This window comes from Streptococcus infantis (assembly GCF_047465035.1).
In the GTDB taxonomy this organism is placed as follows: domain Bacteria; phylum Bacillota; class Bacilli; order Lactobacillales; family Streptococcaceae; genus Streptococcus; species Streptococcus infantis_T.
Map to the genome: position 1 here is coordinate 40,320 of NZ_JASHAQ010000001.1, position 23,690 is coordinate 64,009.

Genomic DNA, 23,690 nt, shown 5'->3' on the forward strand with positions numbered 1-23,690 from the left:
ATAAAAAGCGAGATTTAATCCCGCTTTTTATTTTATATCAAAAGATTTGAGTTTAATCTTTTTTCTTGCTAAGTCCGTAAGCTGTAAGAGCTGACATAAGACCAGTAGCAATTAACCATTCTGAGCCTTGAGTTCCTGTTTCAGGTAGTTTTTTCTCTTTTGCTACAGGAGCTGGACCTTGAGGAAGAGCTTTGTTTTCCTCAACAGGAACAGTTGCTGGAGCTGGCTCGCTTGGGATTTCTAGTGTTGGTTTTTCTTCAGCGATAGCTGCTTGACCATGTTCATCGCCGACGTGAGTGACAGGGTTGCCAATTTCTACCACTTGAGCGACAGGTTCTTGCGCCACGACACTTGTAACTAATGTTCTAACTTCAGTTCCGTCCGCAGCCGTAGTTACAGAATAGAAATGACTTAGACGACCATTTACACCTTCGGTCACGATACGAGATTGTCCTTTAGGTAATTGATTAGTTTCGCGAGTGATGGTTGTAAATGGAATTTCTTCATTTTGGATGTCAACTCTTGGTTTGTTTTCAGCAATAGTAGCTTGTCCTTTTTCATCCCCAAGGTGAGTAATAGGATTCCCCACTTCAACCACTTTAGTAATCGGTTCTAGGCTTACTTCACTGCTTACTAGAGTTTTAACTTCAGTTCCGTCTGTAGCCGTAGTTACAGAATAGAAATGACTTAGACGACCATTTACACCTTCGGTCACGATACGAGATTGTCCTTTAGGTAATTGATTAGTTTCGCGAGTGATGGTTTTGAATGGAATTTCTTCATTTTGGATGTCAACTCTCGGTTTGTTTTCAGCAATAGCAGCTTGCCCATGTTCATCACCAACATGAGTGACAGGGTTCCCCACTTCAATCACTTGAGCGACAGGTTCTTGCGCTACGACACTTGTAACCAATGTTTTAACTTCAGTTCCATCCGCAGCAGTAGTCACAGAGTAGAAATGGCTACGACGACCGTTCACACCTGCAGTTACTAGACGAGTTTGTCCCTTAGGCAACTGATCAGTTTCACGAGTAATAGTTGTAAATGGAATGTCTTCAGTTTGGACATCTAGTTTAGGAAGTTCCTCAGTTGTAGTTGCTTGCCCCTTTTCATCACCAAGGTGAGTGACAGGGTTGCCAACTTCTACCACTTGAGCGACAGGTTCTACTGTTACCTTAGAATCAAGGAGAGTTTCATGTGCTTCACCATTTTCAGTTACGACAGAAAGGTAATTTGTACGTTCTCCTTTGACACCGACAGTGATGACTTTCTCTTGTCCTGCTGGAAGGTTAGGATTTTCTTTCTTAACAATCTCAAACGGAATTTCTTCTGTCTTAACAAGAAGCTCTGGTCGGTTTTCAACTGCAGCAGCAGTTTCGTTTTCATCAAGACTTCCTGAGTGAGTTGCGGCTGGCTTAAGCCCTAGTCTAGCAGCTTTGAGATTAGCTACAAGTGTGTCCAATTCAGCTTGTTTGTTACGATTGAGGTTGTAGTTAAGAGCGTCTTTAGCAGCCTTGAGAGCGTCGAGGCTTTCTGTGCTATATCCTTCTAAGTTTTCAGGGATTTGAGCAAGTTCTTCGCGTAGCGCTTTGTAGTCAGCACGGAAGTAGTCTTTGTTGTGATCTGCAAAAGCAGTCATGAGTTCAAAGATTTCTTCTTCCTTGTATTCTGCGCTTGGTCTATCAGCCCAGATAGCTAACATACTACCAACAGTAGGTAGATCAACTTCAGGATATTTAGTTGATGCTAGTTGGTTAAATGGAGTTTTTTCAGTATTTTCAATAGCTTTCTTGAGGAAGCCACCACCATCTTCTGGTTTTTGACCGAGAATGTAGTACCAATCTCCATTCGTGTTAAGGAATTTATAGCCTTTGCTTGCTAGATATTGAGGAGACGCAAGGTTGTAACCCCACCAGCCTTTAGACCAGTAAGAGATGATAACGTCTTTATCAAACTCGACATCGTCCTTGTCTTCGTAGTAGAAGCCATCGTTAAAGGCCATTGGTTGAAGACCTTTTTCTTTAGCCATGGCAGCTAGGCTATTAGCGTACTCAGCAAATTTACCGTAGAGGCCATACCACTTGAGGTAGTACCAACCTTGAGCATTGGTAGCGTCATTAGCATACTCATCTGTACCATAGTTAAAGATTTTAGTCTTACCAGCAAAGAAGTCCATGTACTTGCCGATAAGGGCTTTTGTAAAGTTCATCGCTTCTTCGTTTTCAAGGTCCATAGTTGTTTTTGAAACCTTGTCAAAGTTGGCTTGAGGGTTTGCGATGCCTAATTTTTCCATAGCGACAAGCATAGCATCCATGTGACCTGGGCTATTGATAGCTGGGATTAGTCCAATACCTTTGTCCTTAGCATACTGGATAAGCTCAGTGATTTCAGCTTGGTTCAAAGTAGTTCCATTAGGATCGTCGTAGTAAGATTTTGTTCCTTCGATGATGGCCTTTTTCACATCGTCGCTTGCATAAGTCTTGCCGTTTGCTGAGATACTCATATCATCCAAGAGGAAGCGAAGTCCATCATTTCCAAGGAGCAAGTGGAGGTCAGAGTAGCCGAGCTCACTAGCCTTGTCAACGATACGTTTGAGTTGATCTAGAGTGAAGTATTTACGACCAGCATCGATAGAGATTACCTTATTTTTAGCTAGTTTTTCAACTTCGCGTTTAGCATCTTCTTCTTTTTGAGCTTCTGGAGTGAAGGTCAAGTTGCTAACAGCTTCTTGGAGTTTTGCGATCGCTTGATCAATAGTATCTTGTTGAGCACGGCTGAGGTTGCTATCGAGAGAACGGATGTCTTTTTCAGCTTCTTTAACGGTAGCAATACTTTCTTCTGTGTAGCGAGTAAGGTCTGTTGGAACTTCTTTCAAAGCTTGTTCAGCAGACTCGTAATCAGCAGCGAAGTATTCAGCATTTGAGTTTGCAAATTGACGCATGAGTTTGAAGAGACGAGATGGAGAGTAGCGAGCAGATGGAGTATCAGCCCAAGCCGCTACCATCCCACCGATAATAGGAACATCAGCTCCTTCTGTTTTTGGTACAGAAGTAATCGGTGTGCTCTTAATACCGTTCAATCCTTGATCTAGGTTATACCACCCTTGTCCGTCAGCATTACGGCCGAGAACGTAGTACCATGCATCATTAGTGTTGAGGATTTCGTGTCCTTTTTCAGCTAGTAATTTAGAAGAAGCGACATCGTAACCGCCCCAGCCACCAGTCCACATAGAGACGATGATGTCCTTGTCAAAGGTACCAAAACTTGTATCGCTATTATAGTAGATACCGTCGTTGAAGGCCATAGGTTTTAGACCGTGAGATTTGACGATACGAGCTAGGTCATTAGCATAGGCAATGAATTTGTCATAGCCCTTGTCTGGGAATCCATCTTCTGGATACCATTTATAGGCTTGAAGAACGCTCCATCCTTTAGCATCAGTAGCATCGTTAGCGTACTCATCCAAACCGATGTTGAAGATTTCAGATTTACCAGCAAAGTAGCTTGCATACTTGTCAATCAAAGCTTTTGTGAAGGCAACTGCTTTTTCATTGTCAAGGTCGACAGTACGTGCTGATTCTTTGCCAAAGTAGTTGAAGTTAGGCTTTTCAATACCTAGTTCTTTCATGGCATTGAGGATAGCATCCATGTGACCAGGACTGTTAACTGTTGGGATAAGGCCGATACCTTTATCTTTAGCATAGTTAATCAAGTCGGTCATTTGGCTTTCAGTTAGATGATTGCCGTTTGGATCGTTGTAGTAGGCATTTGTTCCGTTTTCAACAGCACGTTTGACATCATCGCTTGCATAAGTCTTGTCCCCTACAGTTAGAGACATATCATCAAGCATAAAGCGCAAGCCGTCATTTCCGACTAGGAGATGAAGATCAGTATAGCCATAGTGTTTAGCTTTGTCGATGATTTCTTTCAGTTGTTCAGGAGAGAAGTATTTACGCCCTGCATCGATTGAAACGATTTTCTTTTTAGCTAGTTTTTCATTGACTTGAGCTGCTCTCTCTGTAGCGACTACAGGAGCTTCAACTTTAGTAACTTCTTTGTTTTCTGCCTTTTCTGGTTCTGGCTGCTTAGCTTCTTCAGTTACTTCTGGTTTTGCTGGAGTTTCTTCAGTTGCAACAGTTTTTTCTACGACAGGTGCAGGAGTAGCTTCAACTTTTGGTGCTTCAGTGTTTGTTACAGGTGTCACTGGAGCTGCAGGAGCTACGGCTTCTGGTGTAGGACTAGTTTCAAGTTTTTCTTCGCTGGCCTGTGGAGACGATTCTCCTGCGGCTTGGATAGTAGGTTGATTCTCTGTTGTAGTAGGTACGACTCCATCAGCGGCAACAGCTTGTGCATGAAAGGCAAAGCCAATCAAGACAGAAGCTGCTCCGATTGCGTATTTACGAATAGAGAAACGCTGTTTATTTTCTGGTTTCATTAAATAACCTCCTAATTCATTGTTTTGGTAGCGTTTTCACAAACTGATTCCATTGTATTATCTGAATCTAGCAAAGTCAAGTATTTTAATAAAATACCTATAAAAAATATAAGAAGTTATTTAATTTGAACTGATTTTAATTTTTACTCTGTTTTTAGTAAAATTTCTCCAAATTATAGTTTAAAGTCATTTGATATTTCCTACTAAAAGCTGGCGTGCTATAATGAAAAACAGAAAAGCCTGAAACAATTGTCTCAGACTTTTAAGTTTAGTGATCGCGATCACATGAGATAAATTTAATCTTATAGAAATCAGAACGTTTGTAAGTTTCAATGTATTCCAACACTTGGCCAGTTGACTCAAGTTTAGTTGTCTTGGTTTGGAGAACAGTTGGGAACTGAGAGTCGATTCCTAGGATAGAAGCAGCATGTTCTGGAGTTGGAAATACAATTTCATTGATTTCTTCAAAATGCTCGTCATTCATGTGAATGTGGTAGTCCAATTTGAAACGATTATAGATAGAACTATAGTATTCAAGATTTGGATAGTTTGCATTGATGTATTGTTCAGGGATATAAGATGTGTGGTAGATATAAGTAACACCGTTAGATTCACGGATACGTTCGATTTTGTAATAAAATTGATCGCCACGCAATCCCAATTTTTCTAAGTAGTTAAGATCGTTACCGCGTTCAATGGAAAGAACAGTGACTTTATCGTCCTTGGTTTCAAAAATTTCTACATCAGAAAATTCTACGAGTTTGTGCTTGCGAGCGCGAGCCACAAAGGTTCCCTTTCCTTGTTGGCGGACAATATAACCGTCTTTAGCAAGGTCGTTTAAGGCGCGAACAACAGTGATCGAACTTACGTCATACATTGCAATCAATTCTGCTTCAGTGTAGAACTTGTCGCCACTTGCAAATTGACCTGAAATGATTTTGTTTTTCAATTCATCTTTGATATATTGATACTTTGGAATTGCCATATTTTCACCTCATTTTTTCCTTCTCCATCTTCGATTTTACCATAAATAGTTTGGAAATGATAGTAAATAATGTAAAAAATAAAATAATAGGCTAAGTGATTGACTTACATATTATTTACGGTTATAAACTCATACATTTATGCTATCTAGATCGAAAATATTTAAGAAAAAAATTTTTTTACAAGAATTTTAGAAAACAATTCAGTAAAAAAAAGAAAAATTTTAAATAATTTTCGAAAAATCTATTGACAAGATGGATTCATTAGTTTATCATTTAATATAACAACAAATGAAAGCGCAAACGGAAAAGTATGGGGTGGTAAAATGACAAGGTTTAAAATTGAGGATGATTTTTACCTAGATGGGAAACCATTCAAAATTTTATCTGGTGCCATTCATTATTTTAGAATTCCTGAAGAAGACTGGTATCATTCATTGTACAATCTCAAGGCTTTAGGTTTTAACACTGTTGAAACCTACGTCGCTTGGAATTTGCATGAGCCAACTGAAGGAAACTTCAATTTTGAAGGCAATCTTAATATTGACAAATTTCTTCAGACAGCTCAGGATTTAGGCTTGTATGCTATTGTTCGACCATCTCCCTTTATCTGTGCAGAGTGGGAATTCGGTGGTTTACCAGCATGGCTTTTAAATAAAGACATGCGAATCCGTTCCTCTGATCCAGCCTTTATAGAAATGGTAGGACGCTACTATGATCATTTACTTCCACGTCTTGTTCCAAGATTGTTGGATAATGGTGGTAACATCCTCATGATGCAGGTTGAAAATGAGTACGGTTCATACGGTGAGGACAAAACCTACTTGCGTGAGATTCGTCGATTGATGGAAGAACGTTCAGTGACTTGTCCGCTCTTTACATCTGATGGTCCATGGCGAGCAACTCTGAAAGCTGGTACCTTGATTGAAGATAATCTCTTTGTGACAGGGAACTTTGGTTCAAAAGCTAACTTCAACTTCTCGCAAATGCAAGAGTTCTTTGATGAGTATGGCAAGAAATGGCCACTCATGTGTATGGAATTCTGGGATGGATGGTTTAATCGATGGAAAGAACCAGTCATCACGCGTGAGCCAGAGGAGTTAGCAGAAGCCGTACATGAGGTACTAGAGCAAGGCTCTATCAACCTATACATGTTCCACGGTGGAACCAACTTTGGTTTTATGAATGGTTGTTCAGCTCGAGGAACTATTGATTTACCACAAGTAACATCTTATGATTATGATGCTCTCCTTAATGAAGCTGGCAATCCAACTGCTAAATACATGGCAGTTAAGGAAATGATGGCGACTTACTATCCTGAGTATCCACAATTAGAACCACTTTACAAAGAGAGTATGGAAGTTGAAAACATTCCACTGGTCGAGAAAGTTTCTCTCTTTGAGACCTTGGGTAGCTTAACAAGTCCAACTAAAAGTCTCTATCCTAAGAAAATGGAAGAGTTGGGACAAAGCTACGGTTATCTACTCTATCGTACAGAAGCTAGTTGGGATGCAGAAGAAGAACGCATCCGTATCATTGATGGTCGAGACAGAGCTCAGCTATTTGTAGATGGTAAATGGGTTGCAACTCAGTACCAGACAGAAATTGGTGAGGACATCTTCTATCAAGGAGAAAAGAAAGCGCTCTCTCGTTTTGATGTTCTGGTAGAAAATATGGGGCGTGTCAATTACGGGCATAAGTTCCTAGCAGATACACAACGGAAAGGGATTCGTACAGGTGTCTGCAAAGATCTACACTTCATGCTGAACTGGGAACACTATCCGCTTCCACTAGATAATCCTGAAAAGATTGATTTCTCAAAAGGATGGACAGAAGGACAACCTGCCTTTTACGCCTATGACTTTGAAGTTGAGGCTCCGAAGGACACCTACTTAGAACTATCTGAGTTTGGTAAAGGGATTGCCTATGTCAATGGCCATCATCTAGGTCGTTTCTGGAATGTTGGTCCAACCTTATCGCTTTATATTCCGCACAGCTATCTCAAGGAAGGTGCTAACCGCATCATTATCTTTGAAACTGAAGGGGAGTATAAAGATCACATACATTTAACTCGTAAACCTACACTAAAACATATAAAGGGGGAAAATTTATGACAATTGTAGGATGCCGTATTGATGGACGTTTGATCCACGGACAAGTAGCAAACCTTTGGTCTGCTAAACTCAATGTTTCACGTATCATGGTCGTTGACAATGAAGTTGTTAATAACGACGTTGAAAAGAGCGGATTGAAACTTGCAACACCACCAGGTGTAAAACTTAGTATTTTGCCAGTTGAAAAAGCTGCAGCCAATATCCTTGCTGGAAAATATGATAGCCAACGTTTGTTTATCGTTGCTCGTAAACCAGACCGCTTCCTTGGATTAGTGGAAGCAGGGGTAGCGCTTGAAGCAGTCAATGTTGGTAATATGTCTCAAACACCAGAAACACGTTCTATCACACGTTCAATCAACGTTGTAGATAAAGACGTAGAAGATTTCCACAAATTGGCGGAAAAAGGTGTTAAACTTACTGCTCAAATGGTTCCAAATGATCCAGTTTCAGACTTTTTGAGCTTATTAAAATAGGAAAAAATTTTTAGGAGGTCATTGTTATGATACAATGGTGGCAAATTTTACTTCTCACTTTGTACTCAGCTTATCAAATCTGTGATGAGTTGACGATCGTTTCTTCTGCAGGTTCCCCTGTATTCGCTGGTTTCATTACTGGTTTGATCATGGGAGATTTGACAACTGGTTTGTTTATCGGTGGTAGCTTGCAGTTGTTCGTACTTGGGGTAGGTACCTTCGGTGGTGCTTCTCGTATCGACGCAACTTCTGGTGCGGTTCTTGCGACTGCTTTCTCAGTTTCACAAGGTATCGAAACTGACCTTGCGATCACTACAATCGCTGTACCAGTAGCGGCACTTTTGACTTACTTCGACGTACTTGGTCGTATGACTACTACGTTCTTCGCACACCGTATTGATGCTGCGATCGAACGCTTTGACTATAAAGCAATCGAACGTAACTACCTTCTTGGTGCGCTTCCATGGGCTGCTTCTCGTGCCCTTCCAGTATTCTTCGCTCTTGCTTTTGGTGGAGAATTCGTACAAGCAGTTGTAAACCTTGTTAAAGAATTCCAATGGGTTGCAGACGGTTTGACTCTTGCAGGTCGTATGCTTCCAGGTCTTGGATTCGCTATCTTGCTTCGTTACCTTCCAGTTAAACGTAACCTTCACTACCTTGCTATGGGATTCGGTTTGACAGCTATGTTGACTGTTCTTTACTCATACGTAACAGGTCTTGGTGGAGCAGTTGCTGGTATCATTGGCACTCTTCCTGCTGACGTTGCTGAAAAAATTGGCTTTGCCAACAACTTCAAAGGATTGTCTATGATCGGTATCTCTATCGTAGGTATCTTCCTTGCAGTTGTTCACTTCAAGAACAGCCAAAAAGTTGCTGTAGCAGCACCTTCTACACCATCAGAAAGTGGGGAAATTGAAGATGACGAATTCTAATTACAAATTAACAAAAGAAGATTTTAATCAAATTAACAAACGTAGCTTGTTCACTTTCCAATTGGGATGGAACTACGAACGTATGCAAGCATCAGGTTACCTTTACATGATCTTGCCACAATTGCGTAAAATGTATGGAGATGGAACTCCTGAGTTGAAAGAAATGATGAAAGTTCATACTCAATTCTTCAACACTTCACCATTCTTCCACACAATCATCGCTGGTTTTGACCTTGCTATGGAAGAAAAAGATGGCGTTGGCTCAAAAGATGCGGTTAACGGTATCAAGACAGGTTTGATGGGACCATTCGCTCCTCTTGGAGATACTATCTTTGGTTCACTTGTGCCTGCTATCATGGGATCTATCGCTGCAACAATGGCTATTGCTGGTCAACCTTGGGGTATCTTCCTTTGGATCGCAGTTGCAGTAGCGTATGACATCTTCCGTTGGAAACAATTGGAATTTGCCTACAAAGAAGGGGTTAACCTCATCAACAACATGCAAAGCACTTTGACAGCTTTGATTGAAGCTGCATCTGTACTTGGTGTATTCATGATGGGTGCTCTTGTAGCAACAATGATCAACTTTGAAATTTCATACAAATTGCCAATCGGTGAAAAGATGATTGACTTCCAAGACATCTTGAACTCAATCTTCCCACGCTTGCTTCCAGCAATCTTCACAGCCTTTATCTTCTGGTTGCTTGGTAAGAAAGGTATGAACTCTACAAAAGCTATCGGTATCATTATCGTGCTTGCCTTGGCACTTTCTGCCTTTGGTAAATTTGCACTTGGAATGGGCGCATAATTTATGACTAAATCATTGATTTTAGTGAGTCACGGTCGTTTCTGTGAAGAACTTAAAGGTAGCACAGAGATGATTATGGGTCCACAAGACAACATTCATGCAGTAGCTCTTCTTCCAGAAGATGGGCCAGAAGATTTTACTGCGAAATTTGAAGCTGCTGTTGAAGGTTTGGATGATTTCCTAGTCTTTGCTGACCTCCTTGGTGGAACACCATGTAACGTGGTGAGCCGTCTGATTATGGAAGGTCGTGACATCGAACTTTATGCAGGAATGAATCTTCCAATGGTGATTGAATTTATCAATGCGAGCCTAACTGGCGCTGATGCAGATTATAAGAGTCGTGCTTCAGAGAGCATTGTCAAAGTTAATGATTTATTGGCAAGCTTCGATGACGATGAAGATGAATAAGGTGTAATAACGGAAATACTGTTAGAACATATTTCATAGAATATAAATGGGAATGGGGCTTACTCCCATTCCCATATTTTAAATAAAAAACAATATAATAATAGATTAGAGGAACTCAATGCTAGATTATACAAAAGAAGAATTGCTTGAGTTGGGAGCAGAAATCACAACTCGCGAAATTTACCAACAACCAGACGTTTGGAAAGAAGCTTTTGAAGCTTATCAAGCACGACGTGATGAAATTGCAGCCTTCTTACAAGGAATTGCTGACAAACATGACTACATCAAAGTTATCCTGACTGGTGCTGGAACTTCTGCTTATGTAGGTGATACTCTGGTTCCTTACTTTAAAGAAGTTTATGATGAACGTAAATGGAATTTTAATGCTATCGCGACAACTGATATCGTAGCAAACCCACAAACTTATTTGAAAAAAGATGTGGCGACTGTTTTGGTATCATTCGCACGTAGCGGAAACTCGCCTGAGAGTGTAGCAACCGTTGACTTAGCAAAAGCTTTAGTTGACGAACTTTACCAAGTAACAATCACATGTGCGGCTGAAGGGAAATTGGCTCTTCAAGCTCATGGTGATGACCGCAACCTCTTGCTCTTGCAACCAGCTGCTTCCAACGATGCTGGATTTGCGATGACTTCAAGCTTCACTTCAATGATGTTGACAGCGCTCTTGGTATTTGATCCGACAGACTTTGCTGTTAAAGCTGAACGTTTCGACGTGCTATCTAGTTTAGCTCGCAAAGTTCTTGACAATGTGGCAGATGTCAAAGAGTTGGTTGACCTAGACTTTAACCGAGTGATTTATCTAGGTGCAGGTCCATTCTTTGGTCTGTCTCATGAAGCACAGCTTAAAATTTTGGAATTGACTGCTGGTCAAGTAGCGACTATGTATGAAAGTCCAGTTGGCTTCCGTCATGGTCCAAAATCTTTGATCAATGAAGATACAGTTGTTTTGGTATTTGGTTCAACCACAGATTACACTCGCAAGTATGATTTGGACTTGGTTCGTGAAGTTGCAGGCGACCAAATTGCTCGACGTGTTGTTCTCTTGAGTGATCAAGCCTTCGGCCTTGAAAATGTGAAGGAAGTAGCACTTGGATGCGGTGGGGTTCTGAATGATGTTTACCGTGTCTTCCCTTACATCGTTTATGGTCAGTTATTTGCTCTCTTGACTTCACTTAAAGTTGGTAACAGACCAGATACACCATCACCTACAGGTACAGTTAACCGTGTAGTTCAAGGTGTCATTATTCACGAGTTTGAAAAATAAGGAGTTATTTATGAGTAAATTAACATTAAGCCCAAATAAACTTGCTTGCATGCAAAAACTCTCAGACGAAAATGGTATTATCTCAGCTCTTGCTTTTGACCAACGTGGTGCTTTGAAACGCCTCATGGCTCAATACCAAACAGAAGAGCCAACAGTAGCTCAAATGGAAGAACTTAAAGTCTTGGTAACAGATGAATTGACAAAATACGCTTCATCTATGCTTCTTGACCCTGAGTATGGACTTCCAGCTACAAAAGCTCTTGATCCAAAAGCTGGTCTTCTCCTTGCTTATGAGAAAACTGGATACGACACAACAAGCACAAAACGTTTGCCAGACTGCTTGGATGTTTGGTCTGCAAAACGTATCAAAGAACAAGGTGCAGATGCTGTTAAGTTCTTGCTTTACTATGATGTAGACAGCTCTGACGAACTTAATCAACAAAAACAAGCCTACATCGAACGTATCGGTTCTGAGTGTGTGGCGGAAGATATTCCATTCTTCCTTGAAATCTTGGCTTACGATGAAAAGATTGCTGACGCTGGTTCTGCAGAATACGCTAAAGTAAAACCACACAAAGTTATTGGTGCGATGAAAGTCTTCTCAGACCCACGTTTCAACATTGATGTCTTGAAAGTAGAAGTTCCAGTTAACGTTAAATACGTTGAAGGTTTTGGCGATGGCGAAATCGTTCATACACGTGAAGAAGCAGCTGCTTTCTTCAAAGCTCAAGACGAAGCAACTAACCTTCCATACATCTACTTGAGTGCAGGTGTATCCGCTAAACTCTTCCAAGAAACTCTTGTCTTTGCCCATGAATCAGGCGCAAACTTCAATGGTGTTCTTTGTGGACGTGCAACATGGGCTGGCTCTGTTGAAGCCTACATCAAAGACGGTGAAGCAGCAGCTCGTGAGTGGTTGCAAACAACTGGATTTGAGAACATTGACGAACTCAACAAGGTTCTTCAAACAACAGCAACTTCATGGACTGAACGTGTAGAAGTATAGATCAGAAATAGAAGAAACGACTTTTGTTAATAAAATATCTATGGTTTCTTGACAAAGGTGTTTGTAAATCATACAATAAAACCATAGAGAGTGAATGCGCTTTCTATGGTTTGTTTACTTAATTGAAATAGAAAAAGGAGAGAAGGATGAAAGCATACACAGAACGTGTATTTGGGAAAGTTGATGGCAAGGATGTCCTCGCTTACCGTTTTGAAACGGAGGCAGGATACCAACTGGAAATCATGACTTATGGAGCAACAATTTTACGCTATGTAACTCCAGATAAGGCTGGCAATTTTGCCAATGTTATCCTAGGTTTTGACGATTTTGAAAGCTATGTGGGCAATAGCCCTAAACATGGAGCGAGTGTAGGTCCAGTTGCAGGTCGTATCGCAGGTGCGACATTCGAATTGAATGGGAAAGCCTATGAACTCGAAGTCAACAATGCTAGCAACTGTAACCACAGCGGCTCAACAGGTTGGGATTCTAGTTTGTTTGAGCTAGTCGAGGTGAGCGACCATGGCTTAACTCTTTACACAGAAAGAACAGACGGGACAGGAGGTTTCCCTGGAAACCTTAAAATCTGGATTAGCTACTATTTGGAAGAAAGTGGAGCCTACGAAGTTAGTTACAAGGTGACGACAGACCAGGATACGCTGGTAAATCCAACCAACCATAGCTACTTTAACTTATCTGGTGATTTCACGCAGACGGTTGACCGCCATGTTTTCCAACTGAATACAGAAGGTATTTATCCAATCGCTCCTGACGGTGTCCCAGCTAAAGCTCCAGATGCTAATCGTGATGTGGTCAAACATATCTACAATGGCGCCTTGTTGAAAGATATCTTTGCAGACAAAGATGAACAAATCCAACTCGTATCTGGTTTGGACCACCCATTTGCTCTGCCTGCAGGACATGATAATGCTGGTTTCCTCTATGACCAGGGTTCAGGTCGTTTCTTACTCTTTAAGACAGAAGCACCTTGCTTTGTAGTTTATACAGCAAACTTTGTGGATGAGAGTGTCATCATTGCTGGTCAGCCAATGATTCAGCACAATGGAATTGCTCTTGAGGCGCAGGCTTTACCAGATGCTATTCATAGTGACCTTAAAGATCAAGTCATTCTCAAAGCAGGTGAAACTTTCACCAGCAAAACTCGTTACGAGCTTGTCGTAAAATAACAAAAATTCTCTGAAGTCATTCGATTTCAGAGAATTTTTTCTTATTCTTCATCTGGTGTGAGAATCATTGGAATGATGATTGGTTCACGTTCAGTATTTTCATAAAGGAATGGTCGAATAGCATTTACGATGGCGCCATTGACAGATTGGATGCTGGCATCTTTGTTTTTCAATGCGATACGAATAGCATTGAAAAGGATACGTTGGCTTTGGCGAATCAAGTCGCCAGATTCGCGCATGTAGACGAATCCGCGACTGAGGATATCTGGACCAGAAATAATCATCTGAGACTTGAAGTCTACTGTTGCGACAGCAAGTACGACACCATCTTCAGATAGATCGCGGCGATCTTTAAGCACAGCTGCACCGATTTCACCTATACGATTTCCATCGACGTAGATATCCTGAGCATTGAAATGACCTGCGATACGAGCAGAGTTTGCAGTGAGGGCAAGCACATCACCATTACTCATGATAAAGATATTGTCCTTCTCTACGCCAGTATCAACCGCTAGTCCAGCGTGGACTTTCTGCATGCGGTATTCACCGTGAACAGGCATGAAGTATTTTGGCTTGATGAGGCGGAGCATGAGTTTTTGCTCTTGCTGGCCACCGTGTCCAGATGTATGGATGTTATTGATCTTACCATGGATAACTTCAACACCAGCTTCTGAAATGATGTTAATTAATTTGTTGACGCTAGTGGTGTTTCCTGGAATTGGGCTAGATGAGAAGATAACAGTATCACCAGGTTGGAGTTGCACCTGACGGTGAGTTCCGTTAGCGATACGAGAGAGGGCTGCCATAGGCTCGCCCTGACTACCTGTACAGAGGATGAGAACCTCGCCTGCAGGATAGTCTTTGATTTCATTTGGTTCGATGAAGGTTCCCTTAGGAGCCTTGATGTAGCCAAGTTCAATCCCGTTAACAATGGCCTTTTCCATAGAGCGCCCAAAGACTGCGATCTTACGCCCGGTCTTAACAGCAGCTTCCGTTGCTTGCTGGAGACGGAAGATATTTGAGGCAAAGGATGCAAAGATGATACGTCCTTCGATACCTTGGATAATCTTCATGATCGACTGGCCGACAACCTTTTCAGAGTTTGTAAAGGTTGGAACCTCAGCATTGGTCGAGTCAGAGAGTAGGCAAAGCACTCCGTCTTCACCTAGGGCTGCCATACGGTGCAAGTCTGCAGGTTCACCAACTGGTGTAAAGTCAAACTTGAAGTCTCCCGTACAAACGATTTTCCCTTGAGGTGTATGGATGACGATTCCCAATGGCTCTGGAATCGAGTGGGTTGTTCTAAAGAAAGTTGCTTTAAGGTTTTTAAAGGTCAACTCCGTATTGTGGTTGATTTCGTGAAGTGTAGCATTGCGCAAAAGTCCATGCTCTTCGAGTTTTCCACGGATTAAGGCAAGGGCCAGTGGACCAGCATAGATAGGGATGTTTGCTTGCTTGAGCAAGAAAGGAATCCCTCCGATATGGTCCTCGTGTCCGTGTGTAATCAAGAGAGCCTTGACGCGGTCGATATTTTCTACAATGTAGGAGTAATCAGGGATAACGTAGTCGATACCAAGTAGGTCATCCTCAGGGAATTTAATCCCTGCATCAACGATGATGATTTCGTCTTGGTATTCGATACCATATGTGTTTTTTCCGATTTCTCCTAGACCACCAATGGCAAAAACGCCGACTTCTTCTGGTTTAAGAGTGTAAGCCATATTAGAACTCCGTAATTTCGAATGCGCCAGTTTCTTTTTCGTAGTCTAGCAGTTTGTCAGACAAGAGTTCGATATACTCGATATTATATTCTGGACGATTTTCTTCGACAAGTTGGCGAGCAGCGATACGTCCTTCAAGTTCTGAACTAGCATCGATGTCTAAGTATAGTGAGCGTGTTGTTTCACGACGTGGGCTACGGTCTTTTGTTTCTTGATAAAAAACTTTGTAAATCATATGTTTCCTTTCTGCTTTCAGGTCAGCTATATTCAAAAATGCTCAGTTTGAAGCTGGTTTGATTCCAGTTCATTTTTTGTCTTTATTGACCTTGATTCGTTACAATTATCTCAATTATAACATAAAAAGGGGAATTAGTAAAAGCAGGAAACATGAAAGTAAGGAGCTTGAAATGGGTTTCATTATACCTTGTATAAGTATTTGAAGACATCCGATGCAAGTGCTATAATAAAGTTAGAAAAGAGGTTTTTCTTGATTAAGGAGGACTAGCTATGCTTGATTTTGTGTTTCACCTATTTGGATGGAAATTCTACATATTGCTACAACTGCTTGGGCTCCTTTTCGTTAGATGATGATTTTGAAATATTTGCCTTTAGAATTGGAGAAAGGAGGCTCTCTATGTTTCAACTAGCTATCGCGATTCGTCTCTTGGTATTTGCTGTTTTTGTTGCCTGTGTTTACGGTGGCAATCTAGTATTTGTTCGGCTGGAACATAGAAAAACAGCTGTACACTGGAAAATTCTCTTTGTAACACTGTATTCCATTTTCCTCCTTCTTGTAACCTATGTGGTTTGGCTTGTATTTTACTTTGGTTTGAATGCTTAAGTACTTGTCCTGTCTGTTTGGCAGGACATTTTTGCTTCAAAACAAAGAAAATTCCCATGCGCCTTCTTTTGTAGTATAATAGTAAACAGACAAAAAGATAGGAATGTGTTATGAAAGTATTAGCATTTGATACGTCTAGCAAGGCTCTGTCTCTAGCCATTTTAGAGGACAAGCAGCTTCTTGCCGAGACGACAATCAATATCAAAAAAAATCACAGTATTACCCTTATGCCAGCCATCGATTTTTTGATAGCTAGTCTAGATTTGACGCCCAAAGATTTGGATCGAATCGTTGTAGCAGAGGGACCAGGTAGCTACACAGGTCTGCGAATTGCAGTAGCAACTGCCAAAACCTTAGTTCACACTCTAAATATCGAGTTAGTGGGCATGTCAAGCCTTTTGGCCCTGGTACCGAACCAACAGCAAGGCTTGGTTGTTCCCTTGATGGACGCACGTCGTAACAATGTTTATGCAGGATTTTACGAAAATGCCCAGCCAGTCTTTCCTGAAGCTCACCTATCTTTCGAGGAGGTCCTAGAGCAAGTCAAGGATGCTGAACGGGTAACCTTTGTCGGTGAAGTAGGAGCCTTTGTGGAGCAGATTCAAGAACAACTACCACAGGCTAACTATCAGGGAACCTTGCCAAATGCAGCGAATCTAGCCCTCTGGGCTTGGGATAAGGAAGCAGACTCCTTGCATGACTTTGTGCCAAATTACCTCAAGCGTGTAGAAGCTGAGGAAAACTGGCTCAAGAATCACACCGAGTCTGGCGAGTCCTACATTAAACGCCTATGATAGAAATCAAACGAATCCAACAGCAACCTGACTTGGCTCAAGCCATCTATGCTGTCATGGTAGATGTATACCCAGTCAGTCCTTGGACTCTGGAACAAATCCAAGCAGACCTGTCCCAAGACCAGACTTGGTATGCTCTGGCTTATGATGGGATAGAAGTGATTGGATTTTTAGCCGTTCAGGAAAATATCTTTGAAGCAGAAGTCTTGCAAATCGCTGTCAAGAAAGCTTATCAAGGTCAGGGAATCGCCTCAGCCTTGTTTGCAACTTTGCCAATAGATAAGGAGATTTTCCTCGAAGTCAGGAAATCAAACCAACGAGCGCAAGCATTTTACAAGAAAGAAAAAATGGCGGACATCGCTGAGAGAAAGGACTACTACCATGATCCAGTTGAGGACGCCATTATCATGAAGAGAGAAATAGATGAAGGATAGATATATTTTAGCATTTGAGACATCCTGTGATGAGACTAGTGTCGCCGTATTGAAAAACGATGACGAGCTCTTATCCAATGTCATTGCTAGTCAAATTGAAAGTCACAAACGTTTTGGGGGCGTAGTTCCTGAAGTGGCTAGTCGTCACCATGTCGAGGTCATTACAGCCTGTATCGAGGAGGCATTGGCAGAAGCAGGGATTGCCGAAGAGGACGTGACAGCTGTTGCCGTTACCTATGGACCAGGCTTGGTCGGAGCCTTGCTAGTTGGCTTGTCAGCTGCTAAGGCCTTTGCTTGGGCACATGGACTTCCACTTATCCCTGTTAACCACATGGCTGGTCATCTCATGGCGGCTCAAAGTGTGGAGCCTTTGGAATTCCCCTTACTAGCTCTATTAGTCAGTGGTGGACACACAGAGTTGGTCTATGTTTCTGAGGCTGGTGATTATAAGATTGTTGGTGAAACTCGTGATGATGCGGTTGGTGAGGCCTATGACAAGGTCGGTCGTGTCATGGGCTTGACCTATCCAGCAGGTCGGGAGATTGACGAGTTAGCCCACCAAGGTCAGGATATTTATGATTTCCCTCGTGCCATGATTAAGGAAGACAATCTGGAGTTTTCATTCTCAGGTTTGAAATCTGCCTTTATCAATCTTCACCACAATGCCGAGCAAAAGGGAGAAAGCTTATCCAAGGAAGACCTGTCAGCCTCCTTCCAAGCTTCAGTCATGGATATTCTCATGGCAAAAACTAAAAAAGCCTTAGAGAAATACCCTGTTAAAACCCTCGTTGTAGCTGGTGGTGTAGCAGCTAACAAAGGATTGAGAGAACGCTTGGCAGCCGAAATCACTGACGTCAAGGTTATCATCCCACCTCTGCGTCTTTGCGGAGACAATGCGGGTATGATTGCCTATGCCAGCGTCAGCGAGTGGAACAAAGAAAACTTTGCAGGCTTGGAGCTAAATGCCAAACCAAGTCTCGCTTTTGATACTATAGAATGAAAAGTCAGCTTGAAGCTGGCTTTTTTGCTAAAATATTTTATAATATGTTAAAAAAGTAAAAAGTTTTTACGAATAGAATAGTAAAGGGAATATTTAAAGGGGAGTTCGGCAATGATTGAAAAACAGGAATTAGGAGAATTTTACAAGGAATTGCGCCTGGCGAGAAAGCTCAAGCAGTCAGATGTGGCTTGTGGTGGACTAACAGCCTCTCAGCTATCCAAGTTCGAACTAGGGCAATCCATGCTGTCTGCGGATAAGCTGATCCTAGCTATCCAGGGGATCAATGTGACCTTTGATGAGTTTGGGCACAAGCTCAACAACTACCAAGAATCTCCACATATGCGATTTGGTAGAAGGATTGTGGATCGCTTTGCCCATCAAGATATAGCTGGCTTAGAGCAATTGTTGAAAGAAATTGAGCAAGAACAGATGGCGCAGACCTATCGTCGTTTGAACTCTATTGTGATTAAAGATGCTATCCATTCACTAGATAAAAGCTATCCGCTAGCAGAGGAGGATAGCGAGTTTTTAACTATCTATCTCTATGCTATCGAATCTTGGACCTGGTTTGAACTCTATATCTTTTGCAATACCATGCCTTTTTTGGGCAACCAAGATTTGATATTTTTATCAACCTCCTTACTCGAAAAATCCAAGGAATTTAAAGAATTGGCACACAATAGACTGTATATGAAAAGTAGCTTTCTAAATATCATCTCAGAGCTTATGGAGCGTAAACTTTTCTCCTACATCCCAATCTTTGAGTCCGCGTTGGAGAGCATACTTCGCCCGTATGATGTTTTTGAGAAATTACTGTGGCAGTTTTTAAAGAAAATGAGTGTTTTCCTTCAGACCAAGGGAAGTAATCAAAAAGAGATTGAACACTTTATCCAATCTCTGCAAATATTAGAAAATCCACAATTATCAGCACTTTTTGAACTACGCTTACAACAATACAAAGCACTTATCGATTAGTTAGAAATCGCAAATGTGAAATTCCTACCAGAAAAAATGTCAAATATGCGAATTTTTAAAATATGGAATTTTTCGTGTTATACTGTCTTCATTCCATAGTATAGGAGAAAAAAGAATGAAAAAGATAATCTCACGCTACTACTTTTTTGTAGCCATTCTACTTGTCATTGCTTACCAGTACTTCAGTGGTCTGGTTTTAAACAATGATTTTACTGCTGGTCTATCTAAATTTGCCTATTATTTTTCGGATATGATGTTGAATTTTCTTGTAGTTTTGCTTGCGCTCATTGTCATGATTCAGTCAGGGAAATGGCAGAAAATCAACAGTAGAAAATTTAAACGATCCTATCTTTTTTATTCCTTTTTAGCTTTTCTTGCTTTATTTATTTGGAATGTCATCAAATTTTTCCTATTCCCACCTACCCAAAATGGACTTGCTTACCAACTCGCTGCTCCAACTTTTACAGGAGCTACGGCATTTTTGATGTATTTTTTCTATCCAGTGATTGCAGGTCCCATTTTTGAAGAGATGATTTATCGTGGATTGGTGATGACCGCTTTGGAAAAAGGGAAAAAATGGGGACTGGACGTGCTTGGTTCTGCTGCTTTATTTGGAATTCTGCATATTAGTGATTATGGTTGGGTCTTGACAGATTTTTTCGTATATATGGGTGGCGGTATCATATTTGCGGTCTTGTTTAGAGTAACAAAGTCTATTTATTGGCCTATTGGACTGCATATAGTCTATAACGGTATCGGGCATATACTTCCTTTGCTGTTTTAGAGGATTTTGATAATCATAAATCAAGGGATGAGTCCTAATCGTGGTGCTTTTGCTTGGGTTGTAGATCCAACAGGTGAGTTGTTTAAGCGTAGTAGAGGATAGATACTATAGGAGTTGATTAAATGAAGAAAATGAAAGAAATGAAATTTCACCTAGCAACTGGCTTGTTGCTTTTGACCTATTACCTCATTTTTAATGTCATACCAGACTTAGATTTTACTGTAGCTTTGTCTGATGAGATCTACTATGTGTTCCAGGTTTTATTGGTACTTATTCTGGGAACTGTATCTACAATTATTTTTGTCAAAAGTGAACATTGGAAAGAGTGCGGTCGCTTCCAGTTTCGTTGGTCTTACCTGGGTGTTTTCATTCTTTCTTTTTTCTTATTATTTGTGTGGGCAAATCTAGCAACTCGTATCTTTCCTCGTACGCAAAATGGAAGTACTGTAGTGGAAGTAGCCACCAGTTTGACAGGAATTAGCTATTTTATTACGCGTGTACTTTACGGTAGCCTTATCGCACCTGTAGCAGAAGAAATCGTGTGTCGTGGTTTTTTGATGACAAGCTTGTCTAAATTTAAAAACTACTATATTGATGTTCTTGTTTCTGCTGCCATATTTGGCGCTATGCATGTTTTACAGCATGGTTGGATAACGACAGATTTCATACTTTACTTTGTAATGGGCTTGATATTTTGCATGATGTTTCGCTGTACACGCTCTATTTATTGGACCATAGCTTTACATGCTTCATGGAATACCTTCTCGCTTATTGTTAGTTTATTGGTGTTTGGATTTTAGAAGGGTGATATATGAAAAAGATAATCTCACGTTACTACTTGTTTGTAGCTATTCTACTTATCATTGCGGACCAGTTCTTCATCCGTCTGGTTTTACACAGCGACTTGGCTGCTGGTCTATCTGATTTTGGCTATTATTTTTCGGATATGATGTTGAATTTTCTTGTGGTTTTGCTTGCTCTTGTTGCCATGATTTGGTCAGGGAAATGGCAACAAATCAATAGCAGAAAATTTAAAGTGTCCTATCTTTTCTATTTCTTTTTAGCTCTTCTAGCTTTTTTTGTTTGGAATTTCGTTACCTTTTTTATTTTCCCGTCCACCCAAAATGAAATTTCTTATCAACTGGATCTTCCTACTTTTACAGGTCCTACTGCATTTTTGATGTATTTTTTCTATCCAGTGATTGCAGGTCCCATTTTTGAAGAGATGATCTATCGTGGATTGGTGATGACAGCTCTGGAAAAAGGGAAGAAGTGGGGACTGGATGTGCTTGGTTCGGCTGCTTTATTTGGAATCTTGCATATCAGTAGTCATGGTTGGGTCTTGACAGACTTTTTCGTATATATGGGTGGTGGTCTAATAATGGCAGTCTTTTTTAGAGTGACAAAGTCTATTTATTGGTCTATTGGACTGCATATAGTTGATAATGCCATTGGTCAAATTCTACCCTTGTTGTTTTAGAGGTTTTTAAGAGTCATAAATAAAGGGAAAAGTCCTAATTGCGGTGTTTTTGATTGGATAAAATGGACTTGGGTACGTTTAGCTGGAAGATGGTGTAACTAAAACTCTAAAGGATCAACGATGAAAAGGAAAGAAACGAAATTTTACTTGACAACTGTTTTGATAATAGCCGCCTATTACTTAATTTTTAATTTTGTAGCAAGGTTAGAATTTGTTAACCAATTATCAGATTTTGGATTTTATGGCTTACAAATTTTATTGATAGCTCTTGAGGGAATTGTTGCTACTGTCATTCTTGTTAAGAGTCAACGTTGGAAAGAGTACGGTCGCTTCCAGTTTCGTTGGTCCTATCTGGGTATCTTCTTTCTTTCCTTTATATTGATGTTTTTGTGGGTAAATATAACGACTCGGATTTTTCCCAGCACGCAAAATGGGAGTGCTATAAAAGAAACCGTAGCCAATTTGACGGGAATTAGTTATTTTGTGACACGTATTCTCTATGGCAGTCTCATTGCTCCTATCGTTGAAGAGTTGGTTTTTCGTGGGCTTCTGATGACAGCATTGTCCAAATTTAAAAAGTATTATGTTGATGTCGTCGTTTCCTCCACACTCTTTAGTCTTATCCATGTTTTACAGTATGGCTGGGTGTTAACAGATTTCATCGTTTATGCGGGAGCAGGTCTCTTGTTCTGTATGCTATTTCGTTATACTCGTTCAGTTTATTGGCCAATGGCTCTTCATATCTTGTGGAATACATTTTTAATCGTTGTTAGTTTACTGGTATTTGGGTATTAAATCTAAAATAGTTTATAAGTTGCATCATGAGACTGGCCACCCAGTCTTTTTCTGTTCTTGTCAATCAGCAGACTTTTTTCTATTTTACGAATATGTTATAATAATGTTTGCTGTGACTGTTTGGAAAGCAGTTGCTGAAGGAATGATTAGTGAGGAAATCTATGAAAGAAAAAGGATTTTGGGAGGGTGTGCAGGCTGCGGTGCCGACAGCTCTGGGCTATGTTAGTATCGGTCTTGCCTGTGGCATTATCGGTTCGCCATATGTGACACCAGTAGAAATGGGCCTGATGAGTCTTTTTGTTTATGCTGGGAGTGCTCAGTTTGCCATGATAGCCTTGATAGCAGTTCAAGCGCCTGTGGCAGCCATTGCCATGACGGTCTTTTTGATCAATTTGCGTCTATTTTTGTTGAGCTTACATGCGTCTACCTATTTCCGTCATACCAGTCTCTGGCACAATATCGGCATGTCCAGTCTTTTGACCGATGAGACCTATGGCGTTTTGATGGGCGAGTTGGTGCATACGGATAAGGTCAATCCTATGTGGATGCACGGGAACAACCTTAACAGCTATGTAGCTTGGTTTGTTGGAACTGTTGTCGGAACTGCTCTAGGTGGACTTCTACCAAATCCAGAAATTTTTGGCTTAGATTTTGCCCTAGTGGGGATGTTTATTGGGATTTTTACTTCCCAGTTTCAGATTATGCAAAAACGGATTCCTTTGCGCAATCTCTTCATAATTTTAGCAGTTGTAGCTGTATCTTTCTTTTTGCTCTTGACGGTTGTGTCTCAGTCATTAGCTGTTCTGTTTGCGACCTTGCTAGGTTGTACCATGGGGGTGGTCTTGGATGGTCAGTAAGTATATTTTATTAGCAATTGTCTTTTCTGGCTTGGTGACTTGGATTCCAAGAATGATTCCTTTTATCCTAGCCAAGTACAAGGGTTTGCCGTCTATCGTAGAGCGTTTTTTGAAATTCCTACCAGTTTCTATTATCTTTGCCTTGATTCTTTCAAGTGTGGTGACAGGAAAAGTTGGAAGTCTCCCGCAGATAAAGTGGTTAGACTTTTTAGCAGTCTTTCCAACGGCTTTTGTGGCCTTTCGTTATCGTAATCTGGTGGGGACCGTTCTCTTTGGGGTGGTCTTGATAGCAGTCCTACGTTTGGTCTTTTAATCAGCCATAAAGAAAACCTATCACAAATATAGAAATCATATAATAGCGTAATTCCTTTTTTTCTGTTA

At 40.9% G+C, this 23,690-nt stretch carries 23 protein-coding genes; 19 read left to right on the forward strand and 4 right to left on the reverse strand.

Translation table 11 applies throughout. From position 1 onward, the window contains the following. Window positions 1-52: 52 nt before the first annotated feature. Together QM406_RS00225 and QM406_RS00230 are read right to left on the reverse strand one after the other, a co-directional pair. Window positions 53-4,435 (reverse strand): G5 domain-containing protein, encoded by a 4,383-nt coding sequence (locus tag QM406_RS00225; RefSeq protein ID WP_414273075.1) that lies wholly within the window; start codon window positions 4,433-4,435, stop codon window positions 53-55. Window positions 4,436-4,703: 268 nt separating this feature from the next. Beyond that, window positions 4,704-5,420: a GntR family transcriptional regulator gene (locus tag QM406_RS00230; protein WP_045762517.1), complete on the reverse strand. Its 717-nt coding sequence runs from the start codon at window positions 5,418-5,420 to the stop codon at window positions 4,704-4,706. Window positions 5,421-5,744: 324 nt separating this feature from the next. Between QM406_RS00230 and QM406_RS00235 the strand changes: the two genes are divergently transcribed. The 8 genes from QM406_RS00235 (at window position 5,745) to QM406_RS00270 (ending at window position 13,628) form a co-directional block, all read left to right on the forward strand. Continuing rightward, window positions 5,745-7,532, forward strand: a complete 1,788-nt coding sequence (locus QM406_RS00235) for a glycoside hydrolase family 35 protein (RefSeq protein WP_414273076.1) — start codon at window positions 5,745-5,747, stop codon at window positions 7,530-7,532. Then, a complete protein-coding gene (locus QM406_RS00240; RefSeq protein WP_414273077.1) occupies window positions 7,529-8,005 on the forward strand; it encodes a PTS system mannose/fructose/N-acetylgalactosamine-transporter subunit IIB in 477 nt (158 codons plus the stop codon). The genes QM406_RS00235 and QM406_RS00240 overlap by 4 nt, the downstream gene beginning before the upstream one ends. A gap of 26 nt (window positions 8,006-8,031) precedes the next feature. Beyond that, entirely contained in the window at window positions 8,032-8,937 is a 906-nt protein-coding gene (locus QM406_RS00245; protein ID WP_075232293.1) for a PTS mannose/fructose/sorbose/N-acetylgalactosamine transporter subunit IIC, read from the forward strand. Further along, entirely contained in the window at window positions 8,924-9,745 is an 822-nt protein-coding gene (locus QM406_RS00250; protein WP_000185293.1) for a PTS system mannose/fructose/sorbose family transporter subunit IID, read from the forward strand. The genes QM406_RS00245 and QM406_RS00250 overlap by 14 nt, the downstream gene beginning before the upstream one ends. A 3-nt stretch (window positions 9,746-9,748) precedes the next feature. Next, window positions 9,749-10,153 carry a PTS sugar transporter subunit IIA gene (locus QM406_RS00255; RefSeq protein WP_000167443.1) on the forward strand — a complete coding sequence of 135 codons (405 nt, stop codon included), beginning with the start codon at window positions 9,749-9,751 and terminating at the stop codon, window positions 10,151-10,153. Window positions 10,154-10,271: 118 nt separating this feature from the next. Continuing rightward, window positions 10,272-11,438 carry an SIS domain-containing protein gene (locus tag QM406_RS00260; protein ID WP_414273078.1) on the forward strand — a complete coding sequence of 389 codons (1,167 nt, stop codon included), beginning with the start codon at window positions 10,272-10,274 and terminating at the stop codon, window positions 11,436-11,438. Window positions 11,439-11,448: 10 nt separating this feature from the next. Beyond that, entirely contained in the window at window positions 11,449-12,444 is a 996-nt protein-coding gene (gene lacD / locus QM406_RS00265; protein WP_414273079.1) for a tagatose-bisphosphate aldolase, read from the forward strand. A 146-nt stretch (window positions 12,445-12,590) separates the two neighbouring features. Continuing rightward, window positions 12,591-13,628 carry an aldose epimerase family protein gene (locus tag QM406_RS00270; protein WP_414273080.1) on the forward strand — a complete coding sequence of 346 codons (1,038 nt, stop codon included), beginning with the start codon at window positions 12,591-12,593 and terminating at the stop codon, window positions 13,626-13,628. A gap of 41 nt (window positions 13,629-13,669) precedes the next feature. On the opposite strand, the gene rnjA is transcribed toward QM406_RS00270, so the two are convergent. Together rnjA and QM406_RS00280 are read right to left on the reverse strand one after the other, a co-directional pair. Then, window positions 13,670-15,349: a ribonuclease J1 gene (gene rnjA, locus QM406_RS00275; RefSeq protein WP_414273081.1), complete on the reverse strand. Its 1,680-nt coding sequence runs from the start codon at window positions 15,347-15,349 to the stop codon at window positions 13,670-13,672. A gap of 1 nt (window position 15,350) precedes the next feature. Further along, window positions 15,351-15,584 carry a DNA-dependent RNA polymerase subunit epsilon gene (locus tag QM406_RS00280; RefSeq protein ID WP_000639568.1) on the reverse strand — a complete coding sequence of 78 codons (234 nt, stop codon included), beginning with the start codon at window positions 15,582-15,584 and terminating at the stop codon, window positions 15,351-15,353. Window positions 15,585-15,983: 399 nt separating this feature from the next. Between QM406_RS00280 and QM406_RS00285 the strand changes: the two genes are divergently transcribed. The 11 genes from QM406_RS00285 to QM406_RS00335 all read left to right on the forward strand — a co-directional run bounded on the left by QM406_RS00285 (window position 15,984) and on the right by QM406_RS00335 (window position 23,622). After that, the gene (locus QM406_RS00285) at window positions 15,984-16,190 is read left to right on the forward strand and encodes a hypothetical protein (protein ID WP_075232301.1); all 207 of its coding nucleotides are present in this window, start codon (window positions 15,984-15,986) and stop codon (window positions 16,188-16,190) included. A gap of 110 nt (window positions 16,191-16,300) precedes the next feature. Then, a complete protein-coding gene (gene tsaB, locus QM406_RS00290; protein ID WP_414273082.1) occupies window positions 16,301-16,984 on the forward strand; it encodes a tRNA (adenosine(37)-N6)-threonylcarbamoyltransferase complex dimerization subunit type 1 TsaB in 684 nt (227 codons plus the stop codon). Beyond that, a complete protein-coding gene (gene rimI / locus QM406_RS00295; protein WP_414273083.1) occupies window positions 16,981-17,418 on the forward strand; it encodes a ribosomal protein S18-alanine N-acetyltransferase in 438 nt (145 codons plus the stop codon). Before tsaB ends, rimI begins: the two co-directional genes overlap by 4 nt. Further along, the gene (gene tsaD / locus QM406_RS00300) at window positions 17,408-18,418 is read left to right on the forward strand and encodes a tRNA (adenosine(37)-N6)-threonylcarbamoyltransferase complex transferase subunit TsaD (protein WP_414273084.1); all 1,011 of its coding nucleotides are present in this window, start codon (window positions 17,408-17,410) and stop codon (window positions 18,416-18,418) included. Before rimI ends, tsaD begins: the two co-directional genes overlap by 11 nt. Before the next feature lie 111 nt (window positions 18,419-18,529). Further along, on the forward strand, window positions 18,530-19,393 hold the full coding sequence (locus tag QM406_RS00305) for an XRE/MutR family transcriptional regulator (RefSeq protein ID WP_414273085.1): 864 nt from the start codon (window positions 18,530-18,532) through the stop codon (window positions 19,391-19,393). A 115-nt stretch (window positions 19,394-19,508) separates the two neighbouring features. Beyond that, window positions 19,509-20,177 carry a lysostaphin resistance A-like protein gene (locus QM406_RS00310; RefSeq protein WP_414273086.1) on the forward strand — a complete coding sequence of 223 codons (669 nt, stop codon included), beginning with the start codon at window positions 19,509-19,511 and terminating at the stop codon, window positions 20,175-20,177. A gap of 122 nt (window positions 20,178-20,299) precedes the next feature. Continuing rightward, entirely contained in the window at window positions 20,300-20,977 is a 678-nt protein-coding gene (locus tag QM406_RS00315) for a lysostaphin resistance A-like protein (RefSeq protein ID WP_414273087.1), read from the forward strand. An 11-nt stretch (window positions 20,978-20,988) separates the two neighbouring features. Further along, complete coding sequence (locus tag QM406_RS00320; protein WP_049526392.1) at window positions 20,989-21,657, forward strand: CPBP family intramembrane glutamic endopeptidase; 669 nt, start codon at window positions 20,989-20,991, stop codon at window positions 21,655-21,657. 120 nt (window positions 21,658-21,777) lie between these two features. After that, window positions 21,778-22,452, forward strand: coding sequence for a lysostaphin resistance A-like protein (locus QM406_RS00325; protein ID WP_414273088.1), 675 nt, complete (start codon window positions 21,778-21,780; stop codon window positions 22,450-22,452). 161 nt (window positions 22,453-22,613) lie between these two features. Then, window positions 22,614-23,309: an AzlC family ABC transporter permease gene (locus QM406_RS00330; RefSeq protein ID WP_153224596.1), complete on the forward strand. Its 696-nt coding sequence runs from the start codon at window positions 22,614-22,616 to the stop codon at window positions 23,307-23,309. Further along, window positions 23,299-23,622, forward strand: coding sequence for an AzlD domain-containing protein (locus QM406_RS00335; protein ID WP_414258244.1), 324 nt, complete (start codon window positions 23,299-23,301; stop codon window positions 23,620-23,622). The genes QM406_RS00330 and QM406_RS00335 overlap by 11 nt, the downstream gene beginning before the upstream one ends. The last annotated feature ends 68 nt before the right edge of the window (window positions 23,623-23,690 follow it).

What these genes read in the sequence shown, in the direction of transcription:
- QM406_RS00335 (WP_414258244.1), top strand. Translation starts at nt 23,299, where the DNA reads ATGGTCAGTAAGTATATTTTATTAGCAATTGTCTTTTCTGGCTTGGTG.
- QM406_RS00260 (WP_414273078.1), top strand. Translation starts at nt 10,272, where the DNA reads ATGCTAGATTATACAAAAGAAGAATTGCTTGAGTTGGGAGCAGAAATC.
- QM406_RS00285 (WP_075232301.1), top strand. Translation starts at nt 15,984, where the DNA reads ATGTTTCAACTAGCTATCGCGATTCGTCTCTTGGTATTTGCTGTTTTT.
- rnjA (WP_414273081.1), bottom strand. Translation starts at nt 15,349, where the DNA reads ATGGCTTACACTCTTAAACCAGAAGAAGTCGGCGTTTTTGCCATTGGT.
- lacD (WP_414273079.1), top strand. Translation starts at nt 11,449, where the DNA reads ATGAGTAAATTAACATTAAGCCCAAATAAACTTGCTTGCATGCAAAAA.
- QM406_RS00270 (WP_414273080.1), top strand. Translation starts at nt 12,591, where the DNA reads ATGAAAGCATACACAGAACGTGTATTTGGGAAAGTTGATGGCAAGGAT.
- QM406_RS00325 (WP_414273088.1), top strand. Translation starts at nt 21,778, where the DNA reads ATGAAAAGGAAAGAAACGAAATTTTACTTGACAACTGTTTTGATAATA.
- QM406_RS00250 (WP_000185293.1), top strand. Translation starts at nt 8,924, where the DNA reads ATGACGAATTCTAATTACAAATTAACAAAAGAAGATTTTAATCAAATT.
- QM406_RS00240 (WP_414273077.1), top strand. Translation starts at nt 7,529, where the DNA reads ATGACAATTGTAGGATGCCGTATTGATGGACGTTTGATCCACGGACAA.
- tsaB (WP_414273082.1), top strand. Translation starts at nt 16,301, where the DNA reads ATGAAAGTATTAGCATTTGATACGTCTAGCAAGGCTCTGTCTCTAGCC.
- QM406_RS00305 (WP_414273085.1), top strand. Translation starts at nt 18,530, where the DNA reads ATGATTGAAAAACAGGAATTAGGAGAATTTTACAAGGAATTGCGCCTG.
- QM406_RS00230 (WP_045762517.1), bottom strand. Translation starts at nt 5,420, where the DNA reads ATGGCAATTCCAAAGTATCAATATATCAAAGATGAATTGAAAAACAAA.
- QM406_RS00255 (WP_000167443.1), top strand. Translation starts at nt 9,749, where the DNA reads ATGACTAAATCATTGATTTTAGTGAGTCACGGTCGTTTCTGTGAAGAA.
- QM406_RS00310 (WP_414273086.1), top strand. Translation starts at nt 19,509, where the DNA reads ATGAAAAAGATAATCTCACGCTACTACTTTTTTGTAGCCATTCTACTT.
- QM406_RS00235 (WP_414273076.1), top strand. Translation starts at nt 5,745, where the DNA reads ATGACAAGGTTTAAAATTGAGGATGATTTTTACCTAGATGGGAAACCA.
- tsaD (WP_414273084.1), top strand. Translation starts at nt 17,408, where the DNA reads ATGAAGGATAGATATATTTTAGCATTTGAGACATCCTGTGATGAGACT.
- QM406_RS00320 (WP_049526392.1), top strand. Translation starts at nt 20,989, where the DNA reads ATGAAAAAGATAATCTCACGTTACTACTTGTTTGTAGCTATTCTACTT.
- QM406_RS00330 (WP_153224596.1), top strand. Translation starts at nt 22,614, where the DNA reads ATGAAAGAAAAAGGATTTTGGGAGGGTGTGCAGGCTGCGGTGCCGACA.
- QM406_RS00245 (WP_075232293.1), top strand. Translation starts at nt 8,032, where the DNA reads ATGATACAATGGTGGCAAATTTTACTTCTCACTTTGTACTCAGCTTAT.
- rimI (WP_414273083.1), top strand. Translation starts at nt 16,981, where the DNA reads ATGATAGAAATCAAACGAATCCAACAGCAACCTGACTTGGCTCAAGCC.
- QM406_RS00280 (WP_000639568.1), bottom strand. Translation starts at nt 15,584, where the DNA reads ATGATTTACAAAGTTTTTTATCAAGAAACAAAAGACCGTAGCCCACGT.
- QM406_RS00315 (WP_414273087.1), top strand. Translation starts at nt 20,300, where the DNA reads ATGAAGAAAATGAAAGAAATGAAATTTCACCTAGCAACTGGCTTGTTG.
- QM406_RS00225 (WP_414273075.1), bottom strand. Translation starts at nt 4,435, where the DNA reads ATGAAACCAGAAAATAAACAGCGTTTCTCTATTCGTAAATACGCAATC.